The organism is Microbacterium sp. C448 (assembly GCF_000582705.2).
In the GTDB taxonomy this organism is placed as follows: domain Bacteria; phylum Actinomycetota; class Actinomycetes; order Actinomycetales; family Microbacteriaceae; genus Microbacterium; species Microbacterium lacus_A.
Map to the genome: position 1 here is coordinate 37517 of NZ_HG779672.1, position 19794 is coordinate 57310.

17 protein-coding genes are annotated in these 19794 nt (G+C 67.5%); 10 read left to right on the forward strand and 7 right to left on the reverse strand.

Translation table 11 applies throughout. The annotated features are described in order from the left end of the window. The first annotated feature begins 5 nt into the window (after positions 1-5). From MIC448_RS08020 to MIC448_RS08040, 5 genes are read left to right on the forward strand one after another with little or no spacing between them, the layout of a single operon-like run. Positions 6-857: a hypothetical protein gene (locus MIC448_RS08020; RefSeq protein WP_051513385.1), complete on the forward strand. Its 852-nt coding sequence runs from the start codon at positions 6-8 to the stop codon at positions 855-857. Then, positions 854-1984: a glycosyltransferase family 4 protein gene (locus MIC448_RS08025; protein WP_036298094.1), complete on the forward strand. Its 1131-nt coding sequence runs from the start codon at positions 854-856 to the stop codon at positions 1982-1984. The genes MIC448_RS08020 and MIC448_RS08025 overlap by 4 nt, the downstream gene beginning before the upstream one ends. Beyond that, positions 1981-3153: a glycosyltransferase family 4 protein gene (locus tag MIC448_RS08030; protein WP_036298095.1), complete on the forward strand. Its 1173-nt coding sequence runs from the start codon at positions 1981-1983 to the stop codon at positions 3151-3153. Before MIC448_RS08025 ends, MIC448_RS08030 begins: the two co-directional genes overlap by 4 nt. Positions 3154-3161: 8 nt before the next feature. Beyond that, positions 3162-4316, forward strand: coding sequence for a glycosyltransferase family 4 protein (locus MIC448_RS08035; RefSeq protein ID WP_158497534.1), 1155 nt, complete (start codon positions 3162-3164; stop codon positions 4314-4316). Continuing rightward, a complete protein-coding gene (locus MIC448_RS08040; RefSeq protein ID WP_036298097.1) occupies positions 4313-5311 on the forward strand; it encodes a glycosyltransferase family 2 protein in 999 nt (332 codons plus the stop codon). Before MIC448_RS08035 ends, MIC448_RS08040 begins: the two co-directional genes overlap by 4 nt. Here MIC448_RS08040 and MIC448_RS08045 read toward each other — a convergent pair. After that, positions 5308-6507 (reverse strand): glycosyltransferase family 4 protein, encoded by a 1200-nt coding sequence (locus MIC448_RS08045; RefSeq protein ID WP_036298098.1) that lies wholly within the window; start codon positions 6505-6507, stop codon positions 5308-5310. The two genes, MIC448_RS08040 and MIC448_RS08045, sit on opposite strands and share 4 nt — an antisense overlap. A gap of 108 nt (positions 6508-6615) precedes the next feature. Between MIC448_RS08045 and MIC448_RS08050 the strand changes: the two genes are divergently transcribed. Further along, complete coding sequence (locus MIC448_RS08050) at positions 6616-7926, forward strand: O-antigen ligase (RefSeq protein WP_036298099.1); 1311 nt, start codon at positions 6616-6618, stop codon at positions 7924-7926. Between the two features lie 68 nt (positions 7927-7994). Continuing rightward, complete coding sequence (locus tag MIC448_RS08055; protein ID WP_051513387.1) at positions 7995-9074, forward strand: glycosyltransferase family 4 protein; 1080 nt, start codon at positions 7995-7997, stop codon at positions 9072-9074. Here the strand turns inward: MIC448_RS08055 and MIC448_RS08060 are convergent. From MIC448_RS08060 to MIC448_RS08080, 5 genes are all read right to left on the reverse strand, one after another. Further along, a complete protein-coding gene (locus tag MIC448_RS08060; RefSeq protein WP_306342104.1) occupies positions 9071-9760 on the reverse strand; it encodes a hypothetical protein in 690 nt (229 codons plus the stop codon). The genes MIC448_RS08055 and MIC448_RS08060 overlap by 4 nt on opposite strands. Continuing rightward, complete coding sequence (locus MIC448_RS08065; protein ID WP_081766271.1) at positions 9666-11516, reverse strand: polysaccharide biosynthesis tyrosine autokinase; 1851 nt, start codon at positions 11514-11516, stop codon at positions 9666-9668. The genes MIC448_RS08060 and MIC448_RS08065 overlap by 95 nt, the downstream gene beginning before the upstream one ends. 82 nt (positions 11517-11598) lie before the next feature. Further along, positions 11599-12432, reverse strand: coding sequence for a phosphatase PAP2 family protein (locus tag MIC448_RS08070; RefSeq protein ID WP_036298101.1), 834 nt, complete (start codon positions 12430-12432; stop codon positions 11599-11601). Beyond that, complete coding sequence (locus MIC448_RS08075) at positions 12425-13579, reverse strand: glycosyltransferase (RefSeq protein ID WP_051513391.1); 1155 nt, start codon at positions 13577-13579, stop codon at positions 12425-12427. Before MIC448_RS08075 ends, MIC448_RS08070 begins: the two co-directional genes overlap by 8 nt. Before the next feature lie 111 nt (positions 13580-13690). Further along, the gene (locus MIC448_RS08080) at positions 13691-14836 is read right to left on the reverse strand and encodes a glycosyltransferase family 2 protein (RefSeq protein ID WP_036298167.1); all 1146 of its coding nucleotides are present in this window, start codon (positions 14834-14836) and stop codon (positions 13691-13693) included. 188 nt (positions 14837-15024) lie between these two features. Here MIC448_RS08080 and MIC448_RS08085 point away from each other — a divergent pair, with 188 nt between their 5' ends. From MIC448_RS08085 to MIC448_RS08095, 3 genes are read left to right on the forward strand one after another with little or no spacing between them, the layout of a single operon-like run. Further along, entirely contained in the window at positions 15025-16263 is a 1239-nt protein-coding gene (locus MIC448_RS08085; RefSeq protein ID WP_036298102.1) for a glycosyltransferase family 87 protein, read from the forward strand. 57 nt (positions 16264-16320) lie between these two features. Further along, positions 16321-16587 carry a glutaredoxin domain-containing protein gene (locus tag MIC448_RS08090; RefSeq protein WP_036298169.1) on the forward strand — a complete coding sequence of 89 codons (267 nt, stop codon included), beginning with the start codon at positions 16321-16323 and terminating at the stop codon, positions 16585-16587. Beyond that, entirely contained in the window at positions 16568-18298 is a 1731-nt protein-coding gene (locus MIC448_RS08095; protein WP_051513397.1) for an aldehyde dehydrogenase family protein, read from the forward strand. The genes MIC448_RS08090 and MIC448_RS08095 overlap by 20 nt, the downstream gene beginning before the upstream one ends. A 110-nt stretch (positions 18299-18408) precedes the next feature. Here the strand turns inward: MIC448_RS08095 and MIC448_RS08100 are convergent, their stop codons facing one another. After that, a complete protein-coding gene (locus tag MIC448_RS08100; RefSeq protein WP_036298104.1) occupies positions 18409-19779 on the reverse strand; it encodes a glutamate decarboxylase in 1371 nt (456 codons plus the stop codon). Positions 19780-19794 lie beyond the last annotated feature (15 nt).

Here is a 19794-nt window from a genome sequence, read left to right on the forward strand (position 1 = left end):
AGTACGTGCGTCTGACGGGATACGTCCTCGCCGCCGACCCCTGGTGGATCGAGGAGAGCGTCCTGTCCTACTACGACGTCGTGGATCGCCTCGTCGTCTCGTACGACGAGAACGCCACATCGTGGTCAGGCGGACCCATCCCCGTCGAGGAGTGCTTGCGACGACTACGCCGTATCGATTCCGCAGGCAAGCTCGACTTCGCACCCGGGTCATTCGCCCGACCCGATATTCACGCGCTCGAGGCCGAGACACTTCAGCGAACCCAGGCGCTCCGACGGGCATCCGTGGACGCCGACTGGGTCATCCAGCTCGACAGCGACGAGGTCGTCGGGAATCTGGAGACCTTCGTCGCCTGCATAGAGGAGGCCGAGAGACATGGTGCCGGCGGCCTCGACTACCCGTCTCGCTACTTCATGGGTCGATCGAGCAGCGGCCGACTCCTCGAGACATCGACGAGGTGGTGGCGTCCCTACGCGCACTACCCAGCGCCGATGGCCGTCCGCGCAGGCAGCCGACTCGTCCACGCACGTCAGGCGGAGGTCGCGCTGTACCGAACGGACTTCCGTCCCGATTCGACAAGCCCCCTCCACGCCCGTGACGCCGTCGTGCATCGCGTGATCCCGGTCGAGGCCGGCATCCGGCACTATTCGCGGGTGCGCAGCCAGGACTACATGGAGCGCAAGTCCGCATGGTCGGCGCACGCCGACTACTACGCGCGCGAGCTGGAGCGATGGCGCACTCGACAGGATCACCCCATCGCCGCCGTCGTCGCGACGCCCTTCGCGAAACCCACCGAACGATACCGATTGACTTCGCTTCCCCCACAGCAGCGCTACTGGCGGGGAGAGTTCGATTGAGCAGCGGCACGGTCATCGTGAACAACAGCCGCGAGACCTACACGACATCGCACAGCGGCGCCATCGCGACCTGCATCCTGGAAGTCGTTCGCGTAGCCGGTGAAGGTGCGCCGACCGTGATCTCGCGCAAAGGGCCCGGATCACCGATCACCGGGTACCCCCTCGTCTACGTGCCCTCGAAGAGCGGCCCGCACGGCCGCATCCGAGAACAGATCCGACGCGCGCGCCGCCGCGTCGACGGTTGGGCCCGCCCGGACCAGCGCGAATACGCCCACGATGTCCGTGCGGCGCTGCGCGCGCTCGACGCCCGGCAGATCATCGTGAACAACGATCCGGAGGTCGCGGTCGCCCTCGCCCACGCGTTTCCCTCCGCACACGTCGTGCACTGGTTCCACAATCTGGAACTCGCAGGAGACCGATTCCGGCGGAGATTCGCCGCGAGCAACATCCGATCGGTGGCGGTCAGCCGGTATCTTGCCCGCGCGGTCGAGGCAGCGTATGGGTTGACGCCGTTGAGCGTCTCACACGTCTTGAACGGCGCTTCGTTCGGCGAAGCCGTTCCCTTGCCGACCGGTGATCTCACGACCATCGGCTTCGTGGGACGAGTGGCGGTCGAGAAGGGCGTCGATGTCCTGCTGGCCGCCTGTCTGGAACTCGCGGAGTCCCGCCGGGACTTCCGAGTCCAGCTTGTCGGGGACACCAACTGGGGTCGGTCGGACGGGGGCCCGTACAGCCGGCTGATCGACGCGCAGACCGAGGAGCTGAAGCACGCGGGAATCGAGGTCGTTCGCCTGGGCCACCTCCCTCGCAAGAGCGTTCCCGGTGCGATCGCGGCGACGGACATCCACGTCGTCCCCTCGCGGTGGGATGAACCGTTCGGTTTGACCACTCTCGAAGGTCTGGCTCTCGGAAGAGCTGTCGTCGTCAGTGCAACCGGCGGCTCGCCGGAGCTCGTCATGGATGCCGGTGTGCTGTTCCCCCGCGAGGACCCGTCCGCGTTGGCGCGCGTGCTGAGTGCACTGCTGGACGACCCCCAGCGACGGGCGGATCTCGCGTCACGCGCGCGCGAGCGTGCGAACGAGCTTTCGTGGCAGCAGACGTGGGAGACACTGAGGGGCGGACCGTGACGCCGATCGACATCACGTTCGTACTTCCGGAGGACGAGCGCTACTCCACGTCGGGCGGTGCGATCGCGACCGTCACCCGAGAACTGGTGATAGCTCTCGATCGACAGCACACATCGACATCGGTGATCAGCCCACGCTCGCAATCACCAACTCCGTATTCGGATGGCCGAGTCGACTGGCTGGCCGGTACCGGCGACCTCCCGATCGCCCGACGGGCGTGGTACGCCGCGTGCGGACGTATCCGGCGAGCACGCGGCGCGTGGCGACCACGGTATCTGCGAGAGGTCGCGCAGGTCCTCACCGACACGAATCCCGACGCGGTCGTCGTAGCCAACGACCCTCAGTTCGCCGGGCTGTTGGCACGGCATCATCCGGGGCGCACCGTTGTGCTCTGGCTGCACAACTATCTCGTGGGTCCCCCGGCGAGGGCCCTGCGCGACCTGCCCGCGACGGTCCGGATCGTCGCGGTGAGCGATGCCGTGCGCCGGTGGACCGCCGAGCAGCAGGAGCTCGATCCCGCTCGCATCTCCGTGATCCACAACGGTGTCGACACCGCCCGTTTCCACCCGGGGCCGTCGGAGCGCGCGCCCGGTCCGATGCGCGTCGTCTGCCATGGGCGGATAGACCCCAATAAGGGCTTTCTGGTGGCGGCTGAGGCCGTGGCCGCGCTTCGCGCCGCCGGGCGCACGGACATCTCGCTGACCATCATCGGTGGTCGGCGCACGTTCGGCTACGACGAGAGCGCAGTGGATGACTACATGCGGGCGCTGGAGGACGCCGTGGGCCGCGCCGGCGGCACGTTCACCGGCTGGATACCCGCACAGGACGTTCCGGAGGCACTGCGCGCGTTCGACGTCGCCTGCGTCCTCCCCCTGGTTCCCGACCCGTTCCTCATGGCAGGGCTCGAGGCGATGGCTTCCGGGTGCGCCGTCGTCGCTGTTCCGCTCGGGGGTGTCGCCGAATGGGTCGGGGACGCGGCGATCATCGTCGAACCGGACGCGACGAGCGTCGCACGCGCGCTCGAGTCGCTGGCGACCGACCAGGACATGCTGGACGCCGCGAAAGAGGCCGCAACGGCGCAGGCCGCTCGTTTCACCTGGGATGTCGCGGCGGGCGCGCTGACGACTCTGCTGCGGCACGACCCGGGAACGATCGTCGAGCCGACATGAGGATCGCGTTGGCGACGAGCTCCTTCCTCCCCCGCGTGGGAGGCGTCGAGGAGCACGTCTCGTTCCTTGCTCACGAACTGAGCTCCAACGGCCACGCGGTCACCATCTGGGCCGTCGATCAAGGCGATGCCACCCCGGCGGACGACGACGGGACGCCGTTGCGCTATCTGCCCACTCCGCTGCCCAACCGTTCGTTGCGCGGGCTTCTGAGTTGGGCCGTGTCTGCTCCGCGGGCCTGGCGCGCCTGGCGAAGGGCTTACCGCCTGGACCGACCCGATGTCATCGTCATCCAGTGCTTCGGGGCGAACGGCCCCTACGCGACGCTTCTCGCGCGCCGCACGAACACGCCGCTGATCTACAGCAATCACGGCGAGACGTTCATGGACGCCCACGGTGCGTTCGACGCGTCGGCGTTGATGCGCCGATCGCTGAGGCGCACCCTCGCGCGCGCGGCGGCCGTCGTATCCTGCTCACGGTTCGCTGCCGCAGACCTCGCTCGTTTCGGCCCATCCGTGCCCCCGACCGTCGTCGGGAACGGCATCGACCTGGACCTGTCGAGCGAACCCGTGGACGCCCAGCTTCCCGCTCGCTACCTGGCGGGCGTGGGACGGCTCGTCGAGAACAAGGGATTCCATCACCTCGTCGGCGCCTATGCGGAGGCCCAGACGGACCCCGCGCTTGCTGGTGTCGATCTCGTCATCGCCGGGGACGGCCCCGAGCGGGGGCCGCTGGAGGAGCTCGCTGCCCGATTGGGGGTGGCGGAACACGTGCACTTCGTCGGATCCCAACGGCGAGCGCAGATCCGGGCTCTCCTGGACGGCGCGGTCGCTCACGTCGTCCCCAGTCGCGTCGAGGCGTTCGGAATCGTCGTGCTCGAAGGCTGGAGGTCCGGCATACCGGTCATCGTGACGAAGCACGGGGGGCCACCGGAGTTCGTGACCGACGATGTGGACGGTCTCCTCTTCGAGCCCCGCGACATTACCGAACTCGCACGCCTGCTGATTCGCGTAGCATCCGAACCGGTCGTACAGCGGCGGCTCGGGAGCGCCGGGCGCGCATCGGCGCAACGATTCTCGTGGCGCGCGGTCTCGAATTCCTATGAGGATGTCCTGCGAGCCGTGACCGCGGACGCCCCCGCAGACCGATGGAGGAGACCCGAATGAATCCCGAGCAGACCACGGTTTCCGTCGTCATCATCACGTACGCCCGCCCGGACTACATCGCGGAGTGCATCCGCCATCTCCGCGATCTCGAAACGGCGCCGCACCAGATCATCGCGGTCGACGGCTCGCCGGACACGCGGACGCGCGACCTGATCGCCTCGGATCACCCCGACGTCCTGTACCTGCGCAACGATCTCGGCAAGGGCACGATGTCGGAGTCCCGTCAGATCGGCCTCGCTGCGGCGACCGGCGACATCATCGCTTTCATCGACGACGACGCCTATGTCGCCGAGGATTGGATCGACCGTCTCGTCGCTGCGTACGCAGACCCTTCGGTCGCCGGCGTCGGGGGGAGGGCCGACAACGGCATCCCGGGTGAAGATGCGGTGGGACTGGCCTCGATCGGGCGGCTTCTGCCGAATGGCGATATCACCGGCTACTTCGCCGCGAACCCCGGGCGACGGATCGACGTCGACCATTTCCTGGGAGCGAATCAGACGTACCGTCGGGCCGTTCTGCTCGAACACGGCGGCATCCGGGGGAACTACCCCGGAACCTGCTTGCGCGAGGAGTCGGACACCTGCCTGCGGCTTCGTGCCGCGGGGCTACGACTCATCTTCGACCCTGCCGTTCTGGTCCGGCATGTCGCGGCTCCGTACCAGATCGGCGGCAAGCGCTTCGACCGCCGCTACCTCTACTATTCGCGTCGCAACCATGTCATGCTCCTGGCCCGTGTCTTCGGATGGCGAAGCGCGTACCTGCCACGGTACGGCCGGACCGCGCTCCGCCAGCAGCGGCACTACTACGCGCAAGTTGCCCGGTTCATGCTGCGCGGCGTCGATGAGGACGGCGCGAGAGTCTCCCTGACGCGGCGGCTGACGGCACCCGTGATCCTCAGTCGCTCCGCAGTCGAACTGGCAGGCCTCGCGGCCGGGGTCTGGGCGGGATGGGACGGGCGTCGCCGCGACCGTCGGGCCGGGGTGGGGACGCCCTAGTCTCCGCGGCCGAGCGCCTCCAGCCACACGCGTGCGACGACCGACCACGTCCGTTCGATCGAGAAGCGATCACGGATATCCCGGTGAGCTCCTCGAACCATGGAGGCAGAGTCACCGGGATGCTCGAGCATCCACGAGATCGCGACAGCGAGTGCTCCTGCGTCTCCGGGGCGCACGAGCAGACCGTATGCGCCCCGGCGGACTCCATCCGCGATGACGGTCGACTCCCGTCGTGGGTCGAGGATCTCGCCTACGCCGCCGCCGTCCGTCGCAACGACCGGGGTCCCCACCGCAAGCGCCTCGACGATCACCTGTCCGAACGGCTCGGGAACGGGCGAAGCATGGACGAGCAGGCCGAGCCGTCGGAACTCCGTCGCGGGTGAATCGGACCAGCCCGCTTGCTCGACGCGGTCGGAGATCTCGGAGTGCGCGATCTGCTGGGTGAGCGCGGACGCGTACGGAGCGTCCTCGAAGAGCGCTGTCCCCACGATGCGGAACCGCAACCTCGGATACACACGTGCAACGCGCTCCGCAGCCTCGACGAACTGCTTCTGGCCCTTCGTCGCTCCGACGCGCCCGACGATCCCGACCGGTCCGCGGCCCGGCGAGCGCTTCGGACGCGCGAATGCGGATTCCTCGAGCCCTGGGTACGCAACGGCGACACGGCCGGCGGGCAGACGCCCCGCCGTGGCGGCCGTCGCGATGGAGTTCGCCACGATGCGACGCGGCCCGATCCGTGCGAGCAGCCGCAGCGCGATGACGATCGGCGCGGCGAGATAGTCGAAGGCCAGGCGATCGTGGAGGTGCCACACCCAGCGTCGCCGACCCGCGACGACTCCCACGAGCACGGCGGCTTTGAGCGAGTTGGCCACGATGAGATCCGGTGCGATCTCTCGAATGGCGCGTCGCAGCCTCCGAGCGAGCGACAGCGTGCCAAAGAAGTTGCCGGCGGCTCCTCCGAGAGATGCGACCTGAGCGCGGGTCACACGAACAGCATCGCCGCCGTCCAGCACGCTGACCGGGAAGCCCGCCGCACGCACTTCGTTCGCGAAACTTCCGTCGGCCATCGTCAGGACCCGGATCTCGAATCGGCCATCGGCTGCCGCGAGCAACCGCAGGAGGGCACGCTCGGCGCCGCCGAGCTCGCCCGTGTGGGACACGACGAGCACCGAGACCGGCTCGGTGTTGTGTTGCACGTCCGCGCCCCTCCCTCTGCCAACCCGTACTCCGACATCGATCACACCACATCCGCACGAGCAGCATGCGGCCAAGCGGAATCCGTCTCCGCTCCGTACCATGGGGACGTGCGCACCCTGCTCCCCTCCGGTACGGTTCCCACCGTCGTGCGGGGAGCGGCGGGCATCGCGGCGATCGCCGCAGCGGGTGTGCTCGCCGGATACCTGAGCGGACGTTACCCCGAGCTTGCGGTCCCTGTCGCGATCGTCCTCTTGCTGCTGGCCATCGCGTTCATCGACCTGACGTATGTTCTGGTCATCGGCTTCCTGGCGAGCGTCCTCGTCTTCGTGCGCGCGGGCCCGATGAGCGTCGCGGATCTCGCCCTCGGGCTGGCGATGATCGTCGCGCTCCTCATGATTCGGGGCCGTGGAGTGAAGACGCTGCAGCCGCTGCTCTGGGCGGGCGCGTTCTACCTGGCGTTGACGCTGCCCCAACTGGTGCTCAACCGCTACACCGAGAACTACGTCGAGTGGGCGCACGAGGTGCTGCTCGTCATCGGCGCCGCCCTCGTCGGCTTCGTGATCGGTCGGGAGGGCAAGGCGAGGCTCGCTCTCTCGTTGTTCGTCATCCTGTGCTCCGTCATGGCGCTCTTCGCCATCGCCTCGAACCTGACAGGTGGCGGCGGTTATGTCGGACCGTGGCACAAGAACGCGATCGGCGCCTTCCTGATGTACGGCGCGATCATCGCGTTCGCCAATCCCCCGTGGATGGGTTGGAGACCGATCTGGGCGTACGCAGCCTTCGGTCTCTGCGGTCTCGGCATGCTGTCCTCTCGCCAGGCCCTCGTCGGGACGCTGATCGGCGTGCTGATCATCGGCACGCGCCCGCGGTTCCACAACGGGAAGCGCTCGCGGTGGATGCCGCTCCTGCTGGTCCCCACCGCGTGGTTCATCTACCTGGCCGTGGTCGAGCAGCTCACCGAGGACAACCCGTTCAACTCCGCCTCACAACGCCTGCTCTGGTATGTCGACTCCGTGGCCGTCTGGCTCATGTCCCCGATCTACGGTGTCGGGCATCGCTGGTGGACGACCGGGCATACGGGATACAGCGGCTTCCAACCCCCGAACGCCGAACTCGAGGTCCTCACGACGACGGGAATCCTCGGACTCGTCGGCTTCCTCGGGATGTTCGGGGCGGCGATCTGGCTGCTGTGGCGCATGGATCCCGTGTACGGAACGATCGGATTGGCAACCGTCGTCGCCCGTCTCGCGCAAGGTCAGCTCGACCTCTATTGGGTCGCGGGTCACGCCTCGCTCCTGTGGATCGTCGCGGGGATCTGCTACGGGGTGAAGGAGCGCGATCGCGCCGAGGGTATTGTCCGCGCCCCTCACCCCGTGCAGACCGTCTGGCGGCGTACACGAGGGGTCCGCACCCGGTGAATCCCGTCGTCCACGCGATTACACCGGGAGATCACTTCTCTCCTCGAACGGGGTCGGCGATCCCGACAGTGGTGCACGGGCTCGCGGGAGCCGCGACGCGGGCGCAGGATGCCGAACACACCGTTCTCCTCGACGCGGCGACCTTCCAGCCACGCTATCCCTCCGCTGCGATCCGAGAGTACGAGGGAGCGCCCTATCCTGGTCGCGCGGCTCGTGCGGTGGACGCCGCCCTGGGAACCTTGGGGCTTCCCCGACCATCCGCCTCGCGTGCGTTCCAGCCGCTCGCCGATGTCATGAAGGGCATCGAGCGGTCGATCGTGCTCGCCCACAACGCACCTGCTCTGCCGCGCTTGCTGAGGGCGCAGGAGCACGACGTCGTGTTGTATGCCCACAACGACATCCTCCGGACGATCGGACACGCGGAGGCCCGGCGTTCCCTCGGGGACGTGCGTGCGATCGTGTGCGTGAGCGAATTCCTTGCCGACCGAACAGTCGCACGCTTGCCTCGTGACCTCGCCGCTCGCGTGCATGTCGTCGCGAATGGCGTCGACATCGATACCTTCCATCCGGCGGCGCAGACCACCTCGGGGACCCGTCTCCGCGTCATGTTCGTCGGCCGAGTAGTACCGGAGAAGGGAGCAGACATCCTTCTGAAGGCTGCCTCCCGGCTGCAGCGCGACGACATCGAAATCGTCATCGTCGGAAGCGCCGGCTTCGACCGGGAGGCCCCCCTGACCGCCTATGAGTCCTCCCTGCGGGAGCACGCGGCGAACGTGCGTGGTCCCGTCGTCTTCGAGAGGTTCGCGGACCGGGCTCGAGTCCCGGAACTGCTCAGGACAGCCGACGTCTTCATCGTGCCCTCCCGGTGGGCGGAGCCGAGCGCGCTCACCGCCGGTGAAGCGCTCGCAACCGGGCTCCCCGTGATCGCGGCTCGGACCGGAGGTATCCCCGATGTCATCGGCGATGCCGGCATCATCGTCCCCCCGGATGATCCCGGATCCCTCGCCGAGGCGCTCGATCATCTCGCTTCCGACTCGGGCGAGCGCGCTCGGCTCGCCGCTTCCGCGCGTGCTCGCGCCGAAGCCCGCACCTGGGGATGGGCGTGGGGGCAACTGCGGTCAACGCTGGACCGCGTCTCACGCCCCTAGCGGACGCTCGAGATTCCGTCGATGATCACCTGGATGTTGGCGGTGACCTCGGCGATCATGCTGTGCCATGCCGCGGCCGGAAGACCGACCGGATCCGCCACGTCATCGGCGTCATCCGATCCGATCAAAGACGTGCGAGGTCGATCTGCGGCCACGGTGTCGAGCCAGGGGCCGAGGTCGACCCCTGGTGGACGAGGGTTCTTCTCGATCCATCGGGCGAACTGCTTCACCGTGAAGATCCGCGGCCAGGCGTCCGGGTCCGCGACCACGAGTTCGCGCGCCTGCTCCCTCGCCATCGCCAACACGAGATCGAATCCGCCGAAGTCATGGAGGTCCACCTCCCGGCTGCGATGCGCCTCGAAGTCCAGCCCGTACTGGGGCGCGACGAGGCGACCGGTTTCCGGCATCGGACGACCACCCCGGATGAGTCCTCCCGATGCGAAACGGGCGGACCCCTCCCCCGCGCGTTGACGCGCGATCGCGGCCGCATAGGGAGAGCGGCACTGGTTTGCGTGGCACACGATCAGAACATGAGCGATGCCCGGTTCGGGGTCCGGTGACCTGACGGGGAACGCGTGACTCTGCATGCCCCTATTCACGGACTCGAGGGTTCCGGGTGTCTCGAGACGGTGCGGCTGAATCGCCCCGATCGTCGGGTTCGGAGAGATCCGATTCGGTATCGACATGCTCCGGAGCGTCGCCCGTCGAGGACTCCTCGGCCGCGAGGTCATCGTCGTCGTCGAATTCATCGAAGTCGTCGAAGCTCTCATCGGGGAAGTCCTCGTCGAACTGCCCGTCGTCCGCCATTACACCCGTCCCGACTCGACCGCGCCTCAACGGCGCCTCATCGTCATCCATCTCGCTCCGGGACACGGCGACGGCCATCGACGGGACCGGGGATAACGACGGAGTGCGCGACACATCCTTCTCGTCCGCGAGGTAGTAACTCGCGTACGACTTCGGCAGCTTGCGGCGACTGCGGTTGACGACGACGCCGATGACCTCCGTGCCCGCGGCACGCAGCGCGTCGATCGTCTCTACCAGGCGCCCGCGGTCCGTGCGGTTCGCGGACGCCAGGACGATCGCGCCATCGGTATGTGCCGCGAGCAGCGCGGCATCTGTGATTCCGATCGCCGGCGGGGAATCGATGATGACGATATCCGCGAGCGTCCGAAGCTGAAGGATCAGGCTTCCCAAGATCGGCGTTGCGAACAGGTCCGCCGGCTCTGCAGGTTCCGCGCCCGAAGGCAGGATCGTGAGCCTTCGGTACCGGGTCGAGTTGAGCCGAGACTCGACCGACCCGACCGCGAGGTCAGCGCCGTCTTCGTGCTCTTCGAGGATATCGCTGAGGCCTTCACCGTCAGCCGCGTCACCGAAGTAACGATCAAGATTCGGTCGCCGCAGGTCTCCACCGACCAGAACGACCTTTTTGCCACCTCTCGCCCATGCGAGGGCGAGATTCGCCGAGACGAAGGACTTGCCGTCGCCCGGCTCCACGCTCGTCACAACGAAAGCCGCCCCTCTTGCCGGCAGAGAAACGGCGAGATTGGAACGCAGCGTCCGCAAACGTTCGCTGAGGTCCGTCCGCTCGTTGTGCGCCACCGGCAATGGCGGGTCCAACCGGCCGAGCTTGCGGTCCCAGCTGAGCTCGCCGATGGATCGCACACCCGTCAGCGCTTCCACTTCGTCCTCGCCTCGGAGCCGGTCATCGAACTGGTCGCGGATGAGCACGATGGCGACCCCGATGACGAGACCCGTCAGCAGCGCGAGCGACAAGATGACGAGAGGGGTGGGTACCGTCAGCTCCCCGGGATAGGGCCCAGCGACCACCGTCGTATTACTCGTTCCGGCGTTTGTGAGCACCTCTATGGCACCGGTCGCAGACGTCATCTTTGACAGCTCGGTAGCCAGGTTGACGTTGGCGATCGGATCGCCGGGGGCCGCCTCCAGTTGGGCTTGGATATTGCGAACCTCGGCGATCGCGTCCTGCTGTCGATCCTGCAGGGAGGTGAGCGCGGATGCCATTTGTGCGTCGACGTAGGCCTGGTAGGAGACCAGGACGGCCTGAACTCGCGACTGGGCCACGTCGGGAGTGGGTCCTTGGGCCGAGACGGTGATTCGGACGAGTCGTTCGTCGCTCGTTGCCTCGACGAGGACCGCCGAAGCAAGCTCGTCCGAGGTATCTCCGAGCGAGGCCGCAGCCGGATCGAGAACAGCGGCCGACGTCACGACGTCCGCATCGAGTTCGACCGATATGCCACCGATCTCGCCCGCGAGAGCCGCCTGCGTCACGGCGGAATTCAGTCGGACGATTCCCGCGCTCTGGTACGAGACGGTCCGCAGCTGCAGGTACGCGACAGCGGTGACAAGTGCGATGGCGATCACCGCGACGATCGTCCACTTGCGCTTCCACAGCACGTCCAAGACCTGTCGAAGTGTCACCTAAGTCCCTAGCCCCCTCCGTTCTCAAGCACACGCGCGAGAACGCCCACTAATACAACCATACGTACCCTGGAGATCCCCGCTACGATGTTGCGGCCGTTCGGATGGGGTGTTGATCGGCCAGCACCACCGCCATGACGCCGCCCACCGTCAGTGTCACTGACGAGGCGATCACGTCGAGGATCGGTATGGTTCCGGCGAGACCTGCCGCCAGCACCGCCAGCGCCAGCGCGTAGAGGGCCGCACCGACGAGAACGCTCCCGCTCCCGAGAAGACAAACCACGGCACGCGCGCTCGGAAACCGGACGCGCTGCGAACCGAGAATCGCCGACGTGGCTCCGGCGAAGGCACCCACCATCAGCGCGCCACCGAGGATGTCACTCGCGCGATGGGCGAAGGACAGCAGCGAAGCCATCGCGATGAACACGGCGACCGATCCCATGACCAGAACTACGATCGGGCGCAACCAGCGCGGTCCGAACCAGATGGTCGCCACGACGGCGGCCAGCGCGACGGCAGCGTGCCCGCTCGGAAAGGTCTGGTAAAGATACGCCTGTTCACCGAGATCAGGGCGGGGCAGGCCCGACTTGAGGAGAATACCGGCCACCGCTGTCGCTCCGATCAGCGCGCAGCCCGCGATCGCTGCAACCCATCGACGACGGATGATGCACTCGACACCCGCGACAGCGGCAGCGCCCAAGAGGGCCAGAAGCAGGAGGTCTCGTGCTCCGTATATGGCAAGCCACCCCTCGCCGCGGAACGCCGGGAAGGTGCCGAGGGACGCGGCGTCCAAGGCTTGCCCCGACGGTGTGAGAATCGCGGTCGCGTAGAGGGCGATGAAACCGACGGCGCACACCGCGGCGAGTAGCGAGGAGCGGACACGAGAGGGTCTGAGCGCGACCGGGCGGTCAGCCACGACCGATCTCCTCGGAGACGATCTGCCTGAGCCGGTTGGAGAACCGCTCTTCGGAGAATGTATCGGCATGGGCGCGGATGCGTTCTGCATCCCAGTCCGCGGAGATGGCCAGTTCGACAGCGGCGCTGACGGCATCCCGATCCACGCGGTCGAAGAACACACCGTTCACCCCCTCCTCGACCGTGTCGAGGTAGCCACCGTCACGGAGGGCGATGGTGGCCTTGCCGAATGAGGCCGCCTCCAGCGGCGATAGACCGAAGTCCTCATAGGAGGCCGCGACCAGGCCCGACGAGTTCTCGTAGAGCCAGCGCAACCGGGCATCGGAGACACGTCCGAGGAGATGCGTCCCCCCGACGGCACGCGCGAGTGTCTCGAGGCGCGCGTGATCGGGACCGGTGCCCACCACGACAAGGTCGATGTCGGGCACCGCGGCAACCGCCTCGATCACGACGTCGACGTTCTTGTACGGCAGAAGACGCGCGACACAGAGCACGAAGGGCCGCTCGATGCCCGGCACCGCTTCGGGCACGGCCGAGCGGTCGAACGGCGCGGGCGGCGGCGGGAGGACCTCGGCGTCGATCCCGTATACATCGCGAACGGCCGCCTGGACGACGCGAGAGTTGACGAGATAGCGGTCGGCCGAAGCCGCAGCGGCCTGGTCCCACCTCCGAAGCCCCGGGCCCAGGATCGACGTCGCAGCGGAGACAGCACGGGACCGTAGTCCTCGAGAGCCGGGGTCACCCGCGTATCGATCGGCCTGGTAGAGCCACCGGGCCGGCGCATGGCAGTAGACGATCTTCCGTCCGCTGGTGGGGATCCCGTGAGCCCAGCCGCTCGACGAAGCCACCAGCACATCGGCGTCCACGTGATGACCCGAAACTGCCCGCGCGAGGAAGGGCAATGCCAGACGATGGTGTCGACGCAGCAACCCCCACCGGTTCACCGGCATCGTGCGCACATCGATCGAGTCGAACTCGGGGAATGTCGCCGACGGATCGTACAGCGATGTGTGCAAGGCAGCCCCGGGGAACGTCCGAGCGATCGCGAGCGCGACTCGCTCGGCCCCGCCACGTTGGGTCAGGTAGTCGTGCGCGACCGCGATGGTCGGTCCGTCGACGGGCTGGATCGTCGTGTCGTCCGAGGTCATGCGCCCTCCGGTTCGCGATCGTCCCCGATCGGATCGCAAGCCCTCACCTTACTCAGACCGCACCCGGCTCGCCCACCACGGTGGTCCTCGAAAGATCCCGCACCATCTGGGCTAGAGTTCGCCCGGCTGCATGACCTGCTCATCGAGCTTGACGACAGCCCGCCGGAAGGCCGTGGCCCGGGCATCAGCCCTCATCGGCGCGTAGACGACGAGGGAGTGGAACACGAAGCGAGCGAAGAAGGCGACGACGAGCGTGATCCCCGTGGCGAGCACGCTCGAGATGTGCAGGTTTTCGACGAGGAGCGCCAGGATCGGAATCCGGATGACGGCCTCGACATTGTTGAAGCCGAACGACTTCGCGAACCGTGACCACACGCTCGACGCCTGATCGCGCATGTCGTGAAACACGAATCGCTCGATGAGGATGAAATTCCCGACGATCGTCAGCTCTGCGGCGATGATCGCGGCGACGATGTAATCGACGTTCATCGCCGTCAGGAGCCAGACGATGAGCACGTTCGCCACCGCGCCGAGTCCGCCCACGATCGCGAACAACGACATCTTGCCGAACCTCAGCGCCGCGAGCTGCGTCAGGAAATGCAGACCCTGACGCAACGACGCCTTCGACTCGCCGGCATGACGGCCCGCGAAGTCGAAGGGCACCTCCGCGATGCGCAGGCTCTGTCGTGCCAGGAGTTCGAGCAGGATCTTGAACCCACGAGGCCTCAGCCCCTCGAGGTCGATCGCGCGCCGGTCGATGAGGTAGAAGCCGGTCATCGGGTCGGTGACGTCGTGCAGACGCACCGGGAACATCGCCCGCGTGACCATGGTCGAAGCCTTCGAGACGAGCACACGGGTCTGGTCGGCGAGCCCACCCGCTGTCCCCCCGCCGACGTAGCGTGATGCGATGACGACGTCCGCGTCTCCCCGCTGGAATCGCTCGTACAGCTCCCGAATCTTCTCCGGTGGGTGCTGCAGGTCGCCATCCATGACGAGACATAGATCGGATGCTGCGGCGGCATACCCGTCGATCACCGCACCACCGAGACCGCCGACAGGACGAGCGCGGTGGATGAGTCGGACGGGTAGCTGCGCCGTGGCTGCGACCGTACGCACGATCTCGGGGGTGTCGTCGGTGCTGTCATCGACGAAGATGACCTCACAGTCGATCCCCCGGACAGCGGCTTCGATGCGACGCACGAGCTCCGCCACGCTGGGCGCCTCATTGAACGTCGGAACGATGATCGAGAGTTCGATGAGCGGCCCCCTACGCCTGCGCGCTCCTCCCCGTGGAGCGACGGATTCCATAGTGGCATGACGACCAACGCCGGCGAAAGCCGCAAACCTGAAGCGAACCGCCCCATGGTGCGACGTGTCGCGGCACCTCGTCGGGCCGATAGCGTAATCGCGGGTGCTCACCCACGCACCGAGAACGGGGATCGCTCATGTCCGACCGCATATCGAACATCGTGCGCGCGGTGCTCTGGTTGGCGGTCCTCGCCGTCGGCGCGCTGCTCACGGAGCAACGGTTTCGCAGCGCGATCGCGGGCGACCCGGGGATCGATCTGGCGGTTTTCGTCGATGCTGCCCGGTACGCCGCGTCGGGACAGAGCGTCTATTCCGCAGAAGGGTACGTGTACCTGCCCCCCTTCGCCTGGCTCATGATTCCCTTCGGGAGCCTCGAGTCGGCGATCGTCCCGTGGACAGTTTTCTCGCTCGCCGCGTGCTGGGCGACGGTCGCCGCGGTCATCGCCACCCTCTGGGCCATGCTCAGTTGGTGGCAGCGTCCCCTCCTGGCGGGCGTCGCCCTCGTCACGCTGCTGTTCAACAGCGTGACGGCCCTCCAGCTGTGGCTCGGTCAGAACGACGTCCTCGTGATGTTTGCAGCGTCTCTGGCGGTCCTCGCGGCGTCTCGGCAGAGGGCGGCCCTGTCTGCTGTCGGGGTGGTCGGTGCGGCCCTCTTCAAGACATGGGCCGCCGGCCTCGGCCTGTGGCTCCTCCGAAGGGGAGCACCGCGCCCCGCTCGCGGCATCCTCGTCGCGGCGATCTCGGCGGCTTCCGTCCTCCTCATCATCACCGTCGTCGGCGGCCCGTCCACCGTTCCCGACTGGATCAGGCGGACGATCGATTTCAGCGATCAGCAGCTGCTCGCGTACTCCGTGTGGGGTGTGGGGCGACATCTCTTCGGGGCGCACCAGCCGGTCGGGGCGATCGTCAGTTGGACCCTCGCAGTCGCCGTCGTGGCGCTACTCGTCCTGATCCTGCGACGGCCCGGGACCGACTCGCTGGCCATGTGGAACGTCGCCGGCGCGGTCATCCTCCTCATCCCCGTTTCGCACCTCGGTTATCGCCTGCTCATGCTTCCGCTCGTCTGGGTCTGGGTCGCCCATCTGCTCTCGCGCCCGCGCATGCCGTGGTACTGGGTCATGACAGCGATCAGCGCGGTGTTCTTCGCGGTGACCTTCCGCTGGACGCCCCTCGACAGCAGCAGCAGCGGCGAGCCACTGCAACTCGCCATCGTGATCCTCGCTGCGTTGGTGCTTCTCGCCGCCTCCGTGTGCACGGCCGCGTTCGTCGTCGAGCAGCGCTACCCGATGCGGTGGCGACGTGTCCCGCGCCGGCGATCGAGCCGCGCCCGCACGGCCCCGCTTCCTGAGCACCCCAGCGTCACCGGCGTCGGCTGACGAGACGTCGGCCGCGAGAATCGCGCCGACGCTCCCACGCGGTTCTAGGCTGGCAGCATGACGACCGAGACTTCCGCCGAAACCATCACGATGTTCGGAGCCGATTGGTGCCGCGACTGCATCCGCACCAAGAAACAGCTCGACGAACTCGGCGTCGCGTACACCTACGTCGACCTCGTCGCCGACCCGTCGGCCGCGGATGTCGCGCGCGACATCTCGGGTCGCACCAACATCCCCGTGGTTCTGTATCCGGATGCTTCGTTCCAGGTCGAGCCGTCGAACGCCGACGTCGAGTCGAAGCTCCGTGAGCTCGACCTCGTCTGACCCGGTCACTGTCGCCCTCGACGACGACATAGCCGCGCTGCGCGCCGGGCTCACATCCTGGTCTCACCTCACTCTCGGGCAACGCGCTCGCCTCCTCGAGCGCGTGCGCGTGAGCGTCGTGGCCTGTGCGCAGGAGTGGGCGGAACAGGCCGCGCTCATGAAAGGGCTGGACGATCGGCATCCGCTCCGGGGCGAGGAGTGGCTGAGCGGCCCGTACGCGGTGATCGTCGCGCTGGACGCGTATGCTCGCACCCTCGCGGAACTGAGCGCTGGGCGGAGCCCGCTCGGCGCGCTCACCCTCGGCACCGCGCCCGGTGGGCGCGTGACGGTGCCCGCGTTCCCAGCGACTCCCGCCGATGCGCTCCTGCTGTCGGGGTTCACCGCAGAGGTCTGGCTGCGACCCGGCGTGACGGCGCAGGATGCGCGAACGACCGCGGGGCTCGGCCAGCGGCATCCGTCCGATAGCGGGGGCGTCGGTCTGGTGCTGGGAGCCGGCAACGTGACCGCGATCCCCGTGCTCGACGTGCTGTACGAACTCGTCGCCGGCAATCGTGTCGCCATCCTCAAGCTCAACCCGACGATGGATACCCTCGCGCCCACCTTTCGGCGAGCGCTGGCTCCCCTGATCGCGGCGGGGTTCGTGCGCGTGGTCACGGGCGACGGCACGGTCGGTGCGGCCCTGACCGGGCACGCGGGCATCGACCACGTGCACATCACGGGGTCCCAGGCGACGTTCGACGCCATCGTCTGGGGCATCGGGGATGAAGCATCACGGCGCCGACGCGACGACGACCCTGCAATGCCCAAGCCGATCACCGCGGAACTCGGCGGGGTCTCTCCCGTCATCGTCGTCCCCGGCGAGTGGACGACGGCCGATCTGCGCTTTCAGGCCGAACACGTCGTGACGATGCGTCTGCAGAACGCCGGACACAACTGCATAGCGGGGCAGGTCGTCGTCATCTCGCGCGACTGGGCCCAGCGCGGGGCGTTCCTTTCCGAGCTCCGCTCTGCCTACCTAGGTGCCCCGCAGCGCCCGACCTGGTACCCGCACGCCCCCGAGCGCGTCGCGCGGGCTGCCGCGGATTCCCCCGTCGCGGAGACGTACGACGGTGGCGGCGAGCGCGTCCTCATGGTGATCGACGCGGAATCGGATGCCTCGGCGCTCGAGACCACGGAGTACTTCGCACCGATTCTCGGCGTGATAAACCTGCCCGGCACAGGGCAGCAGTTCCTCGACAACGCTGTCGCCTACGCGAACGAGCGCCTCACCGGCACCCTCGGGGCGAACCTGCTGATCGACCCGGCGACGCGCACCGGGCTGGGGTCGGGCTTCGACGAGGCGATCGCCGCGCTGCGCTACGGCGCGATCGCTATCAACGCCTGGACGGGGTTCAACTTCCTCCTCGCGAACGGAACGTGGGGCGCGTACCCGGGCGGCACGCTCGAGGACGTCGGCAGCGGGATCGGGATCGTACACAACGCGCTTCTGCTCGACGGCGTCGAACGGACGGTCGTCCAGGGTCCGTTCCGGCCCTTCCCTCGTTCGGTCGGCACGATGACCGACCCCGCGGAACGTACCGTGCTGCCGAAGCCGCCCTGGTTCGTCACCGCACGAACCGGCGCCGAGGTGAGCGAGGGGTTCACGCGGTACCAGATGACGGGCAACGTCGCGGGGCTCGCGCGGACCCTGGCCCTCGCTCTGCGCGCTTAGCCGCCGCCGAAACACCCCTCGTGCGGCGAAACACCTCCTGCCGCGGGGTGTCTGGTGGTGCACGAGGTGTTTCGGCGCGGGAGGAGCCGCTCGCGCGCGGAGGGCGCGGGTCAGTGATGGAAGCCGGCGCGACGCCCCATGTCGGGCATAGGGGACTTCAGTGCCTCGAGGTACGCGACCTCGGTCGCGAGGTCGGCGAGGAACTTGTCGGCGAGGTCCATGCTGAGGTCCTTGCGCACGACGACGCGCTGCACCGTGACGTGCGTCAGGTGTACGGGCATCGGGTAGGCGGGCACGAGCCATCCGTGCATCCGCAGTCGATCGCTGAGGTCGTACAGCGACCAGTTCTGCGTGTGGCCCTCTTTCAGCATCCACGCGAAGACCGGAATGTCGGTGCCGTCGCTCCAGAGCTCGAACGGCCCCATCTCGGCGATCGCGGATGACAGGTGCACGGCGACATCCTGCGACGACTGCTGCATCTCGGTGTAGCCCGCGTAGCCGAGGCGCAGGAAGAGGTAGTACTGCAGCAGCACCTGCGCACCGGGACGCGAGAAGTTGAGCGCGAACGTCGGCATGTGGCCGCCGAGGTACGAGACGTCGAGCACGAGGTCGTCCGGCAGCCACTGCCGCTCGCGCCAGACGATCCACCCGAGGCCCGGGTACACGCCGCCGTACTTGTGTCCCGAGGTGTTGATCGAGTGCACACGTTCGAGCCGGAAGTCCCACTCGAGGTCGGGCTGCAGGAACGGGGCGACCATGGCACCGGATGCTCCGTCCACATGGATCGGGATGTCGAGGCCGGTCTTTTGCTGGATCGCATCAAGCGCGGCCGCGATCTCGCGCACGGGCTCGTACATGCCGGTGTACGTCACGCCCATGATGGCGACGACGCCGATCGTGTTCTCGTCGACGTACTTCTCGAGGTCGTGTCCGTCGAAGATCTTGTGCGCCGCGGTCATCGGCACAAATCGCGGCTCGACCTCGAAGTAGTTGCAGAATTTCTCCCAGCACACCTGCACGGCACTCGACATGACCAGGTTCGGCTTCTCGGTCGACGTGCCCTCGGCACGGCGGCGCTGCTGCCAGCGACGTTTGAAGGCGAGGCCCCCGAGCATGCAGGCTTCGGAGGATCCTGTGGTGGAGGTGCCGATGGCATCCGGCACCGATGGCGCGTGCCACAGGTCGGCGAGAATGCGCCAGCAGTGGTTCTCGACGGCGGCGGTCGAGGGGTACTCGTCCTTGTCGATCATGTTCTTGTCGAACGTCTCGGCATAGAGACGGTCTGCGTGATCGTCCATCCACGTCGTCACGAACGTCGCGAGGTTCAGGCGCGCGTTGCCGTCGAGGAGTGCCTCGTCGTGCACGATCTGGTACGCGGTGTCGGGCAGCAACTCTTCGGCACCGAGGCGATCACGGGCGACCGACGAACTGCGCGTCGTGCGTGAGAAGACAGGGATCAGTTCGGAATCGGACACATGCACTCCTGGTTCGGGACG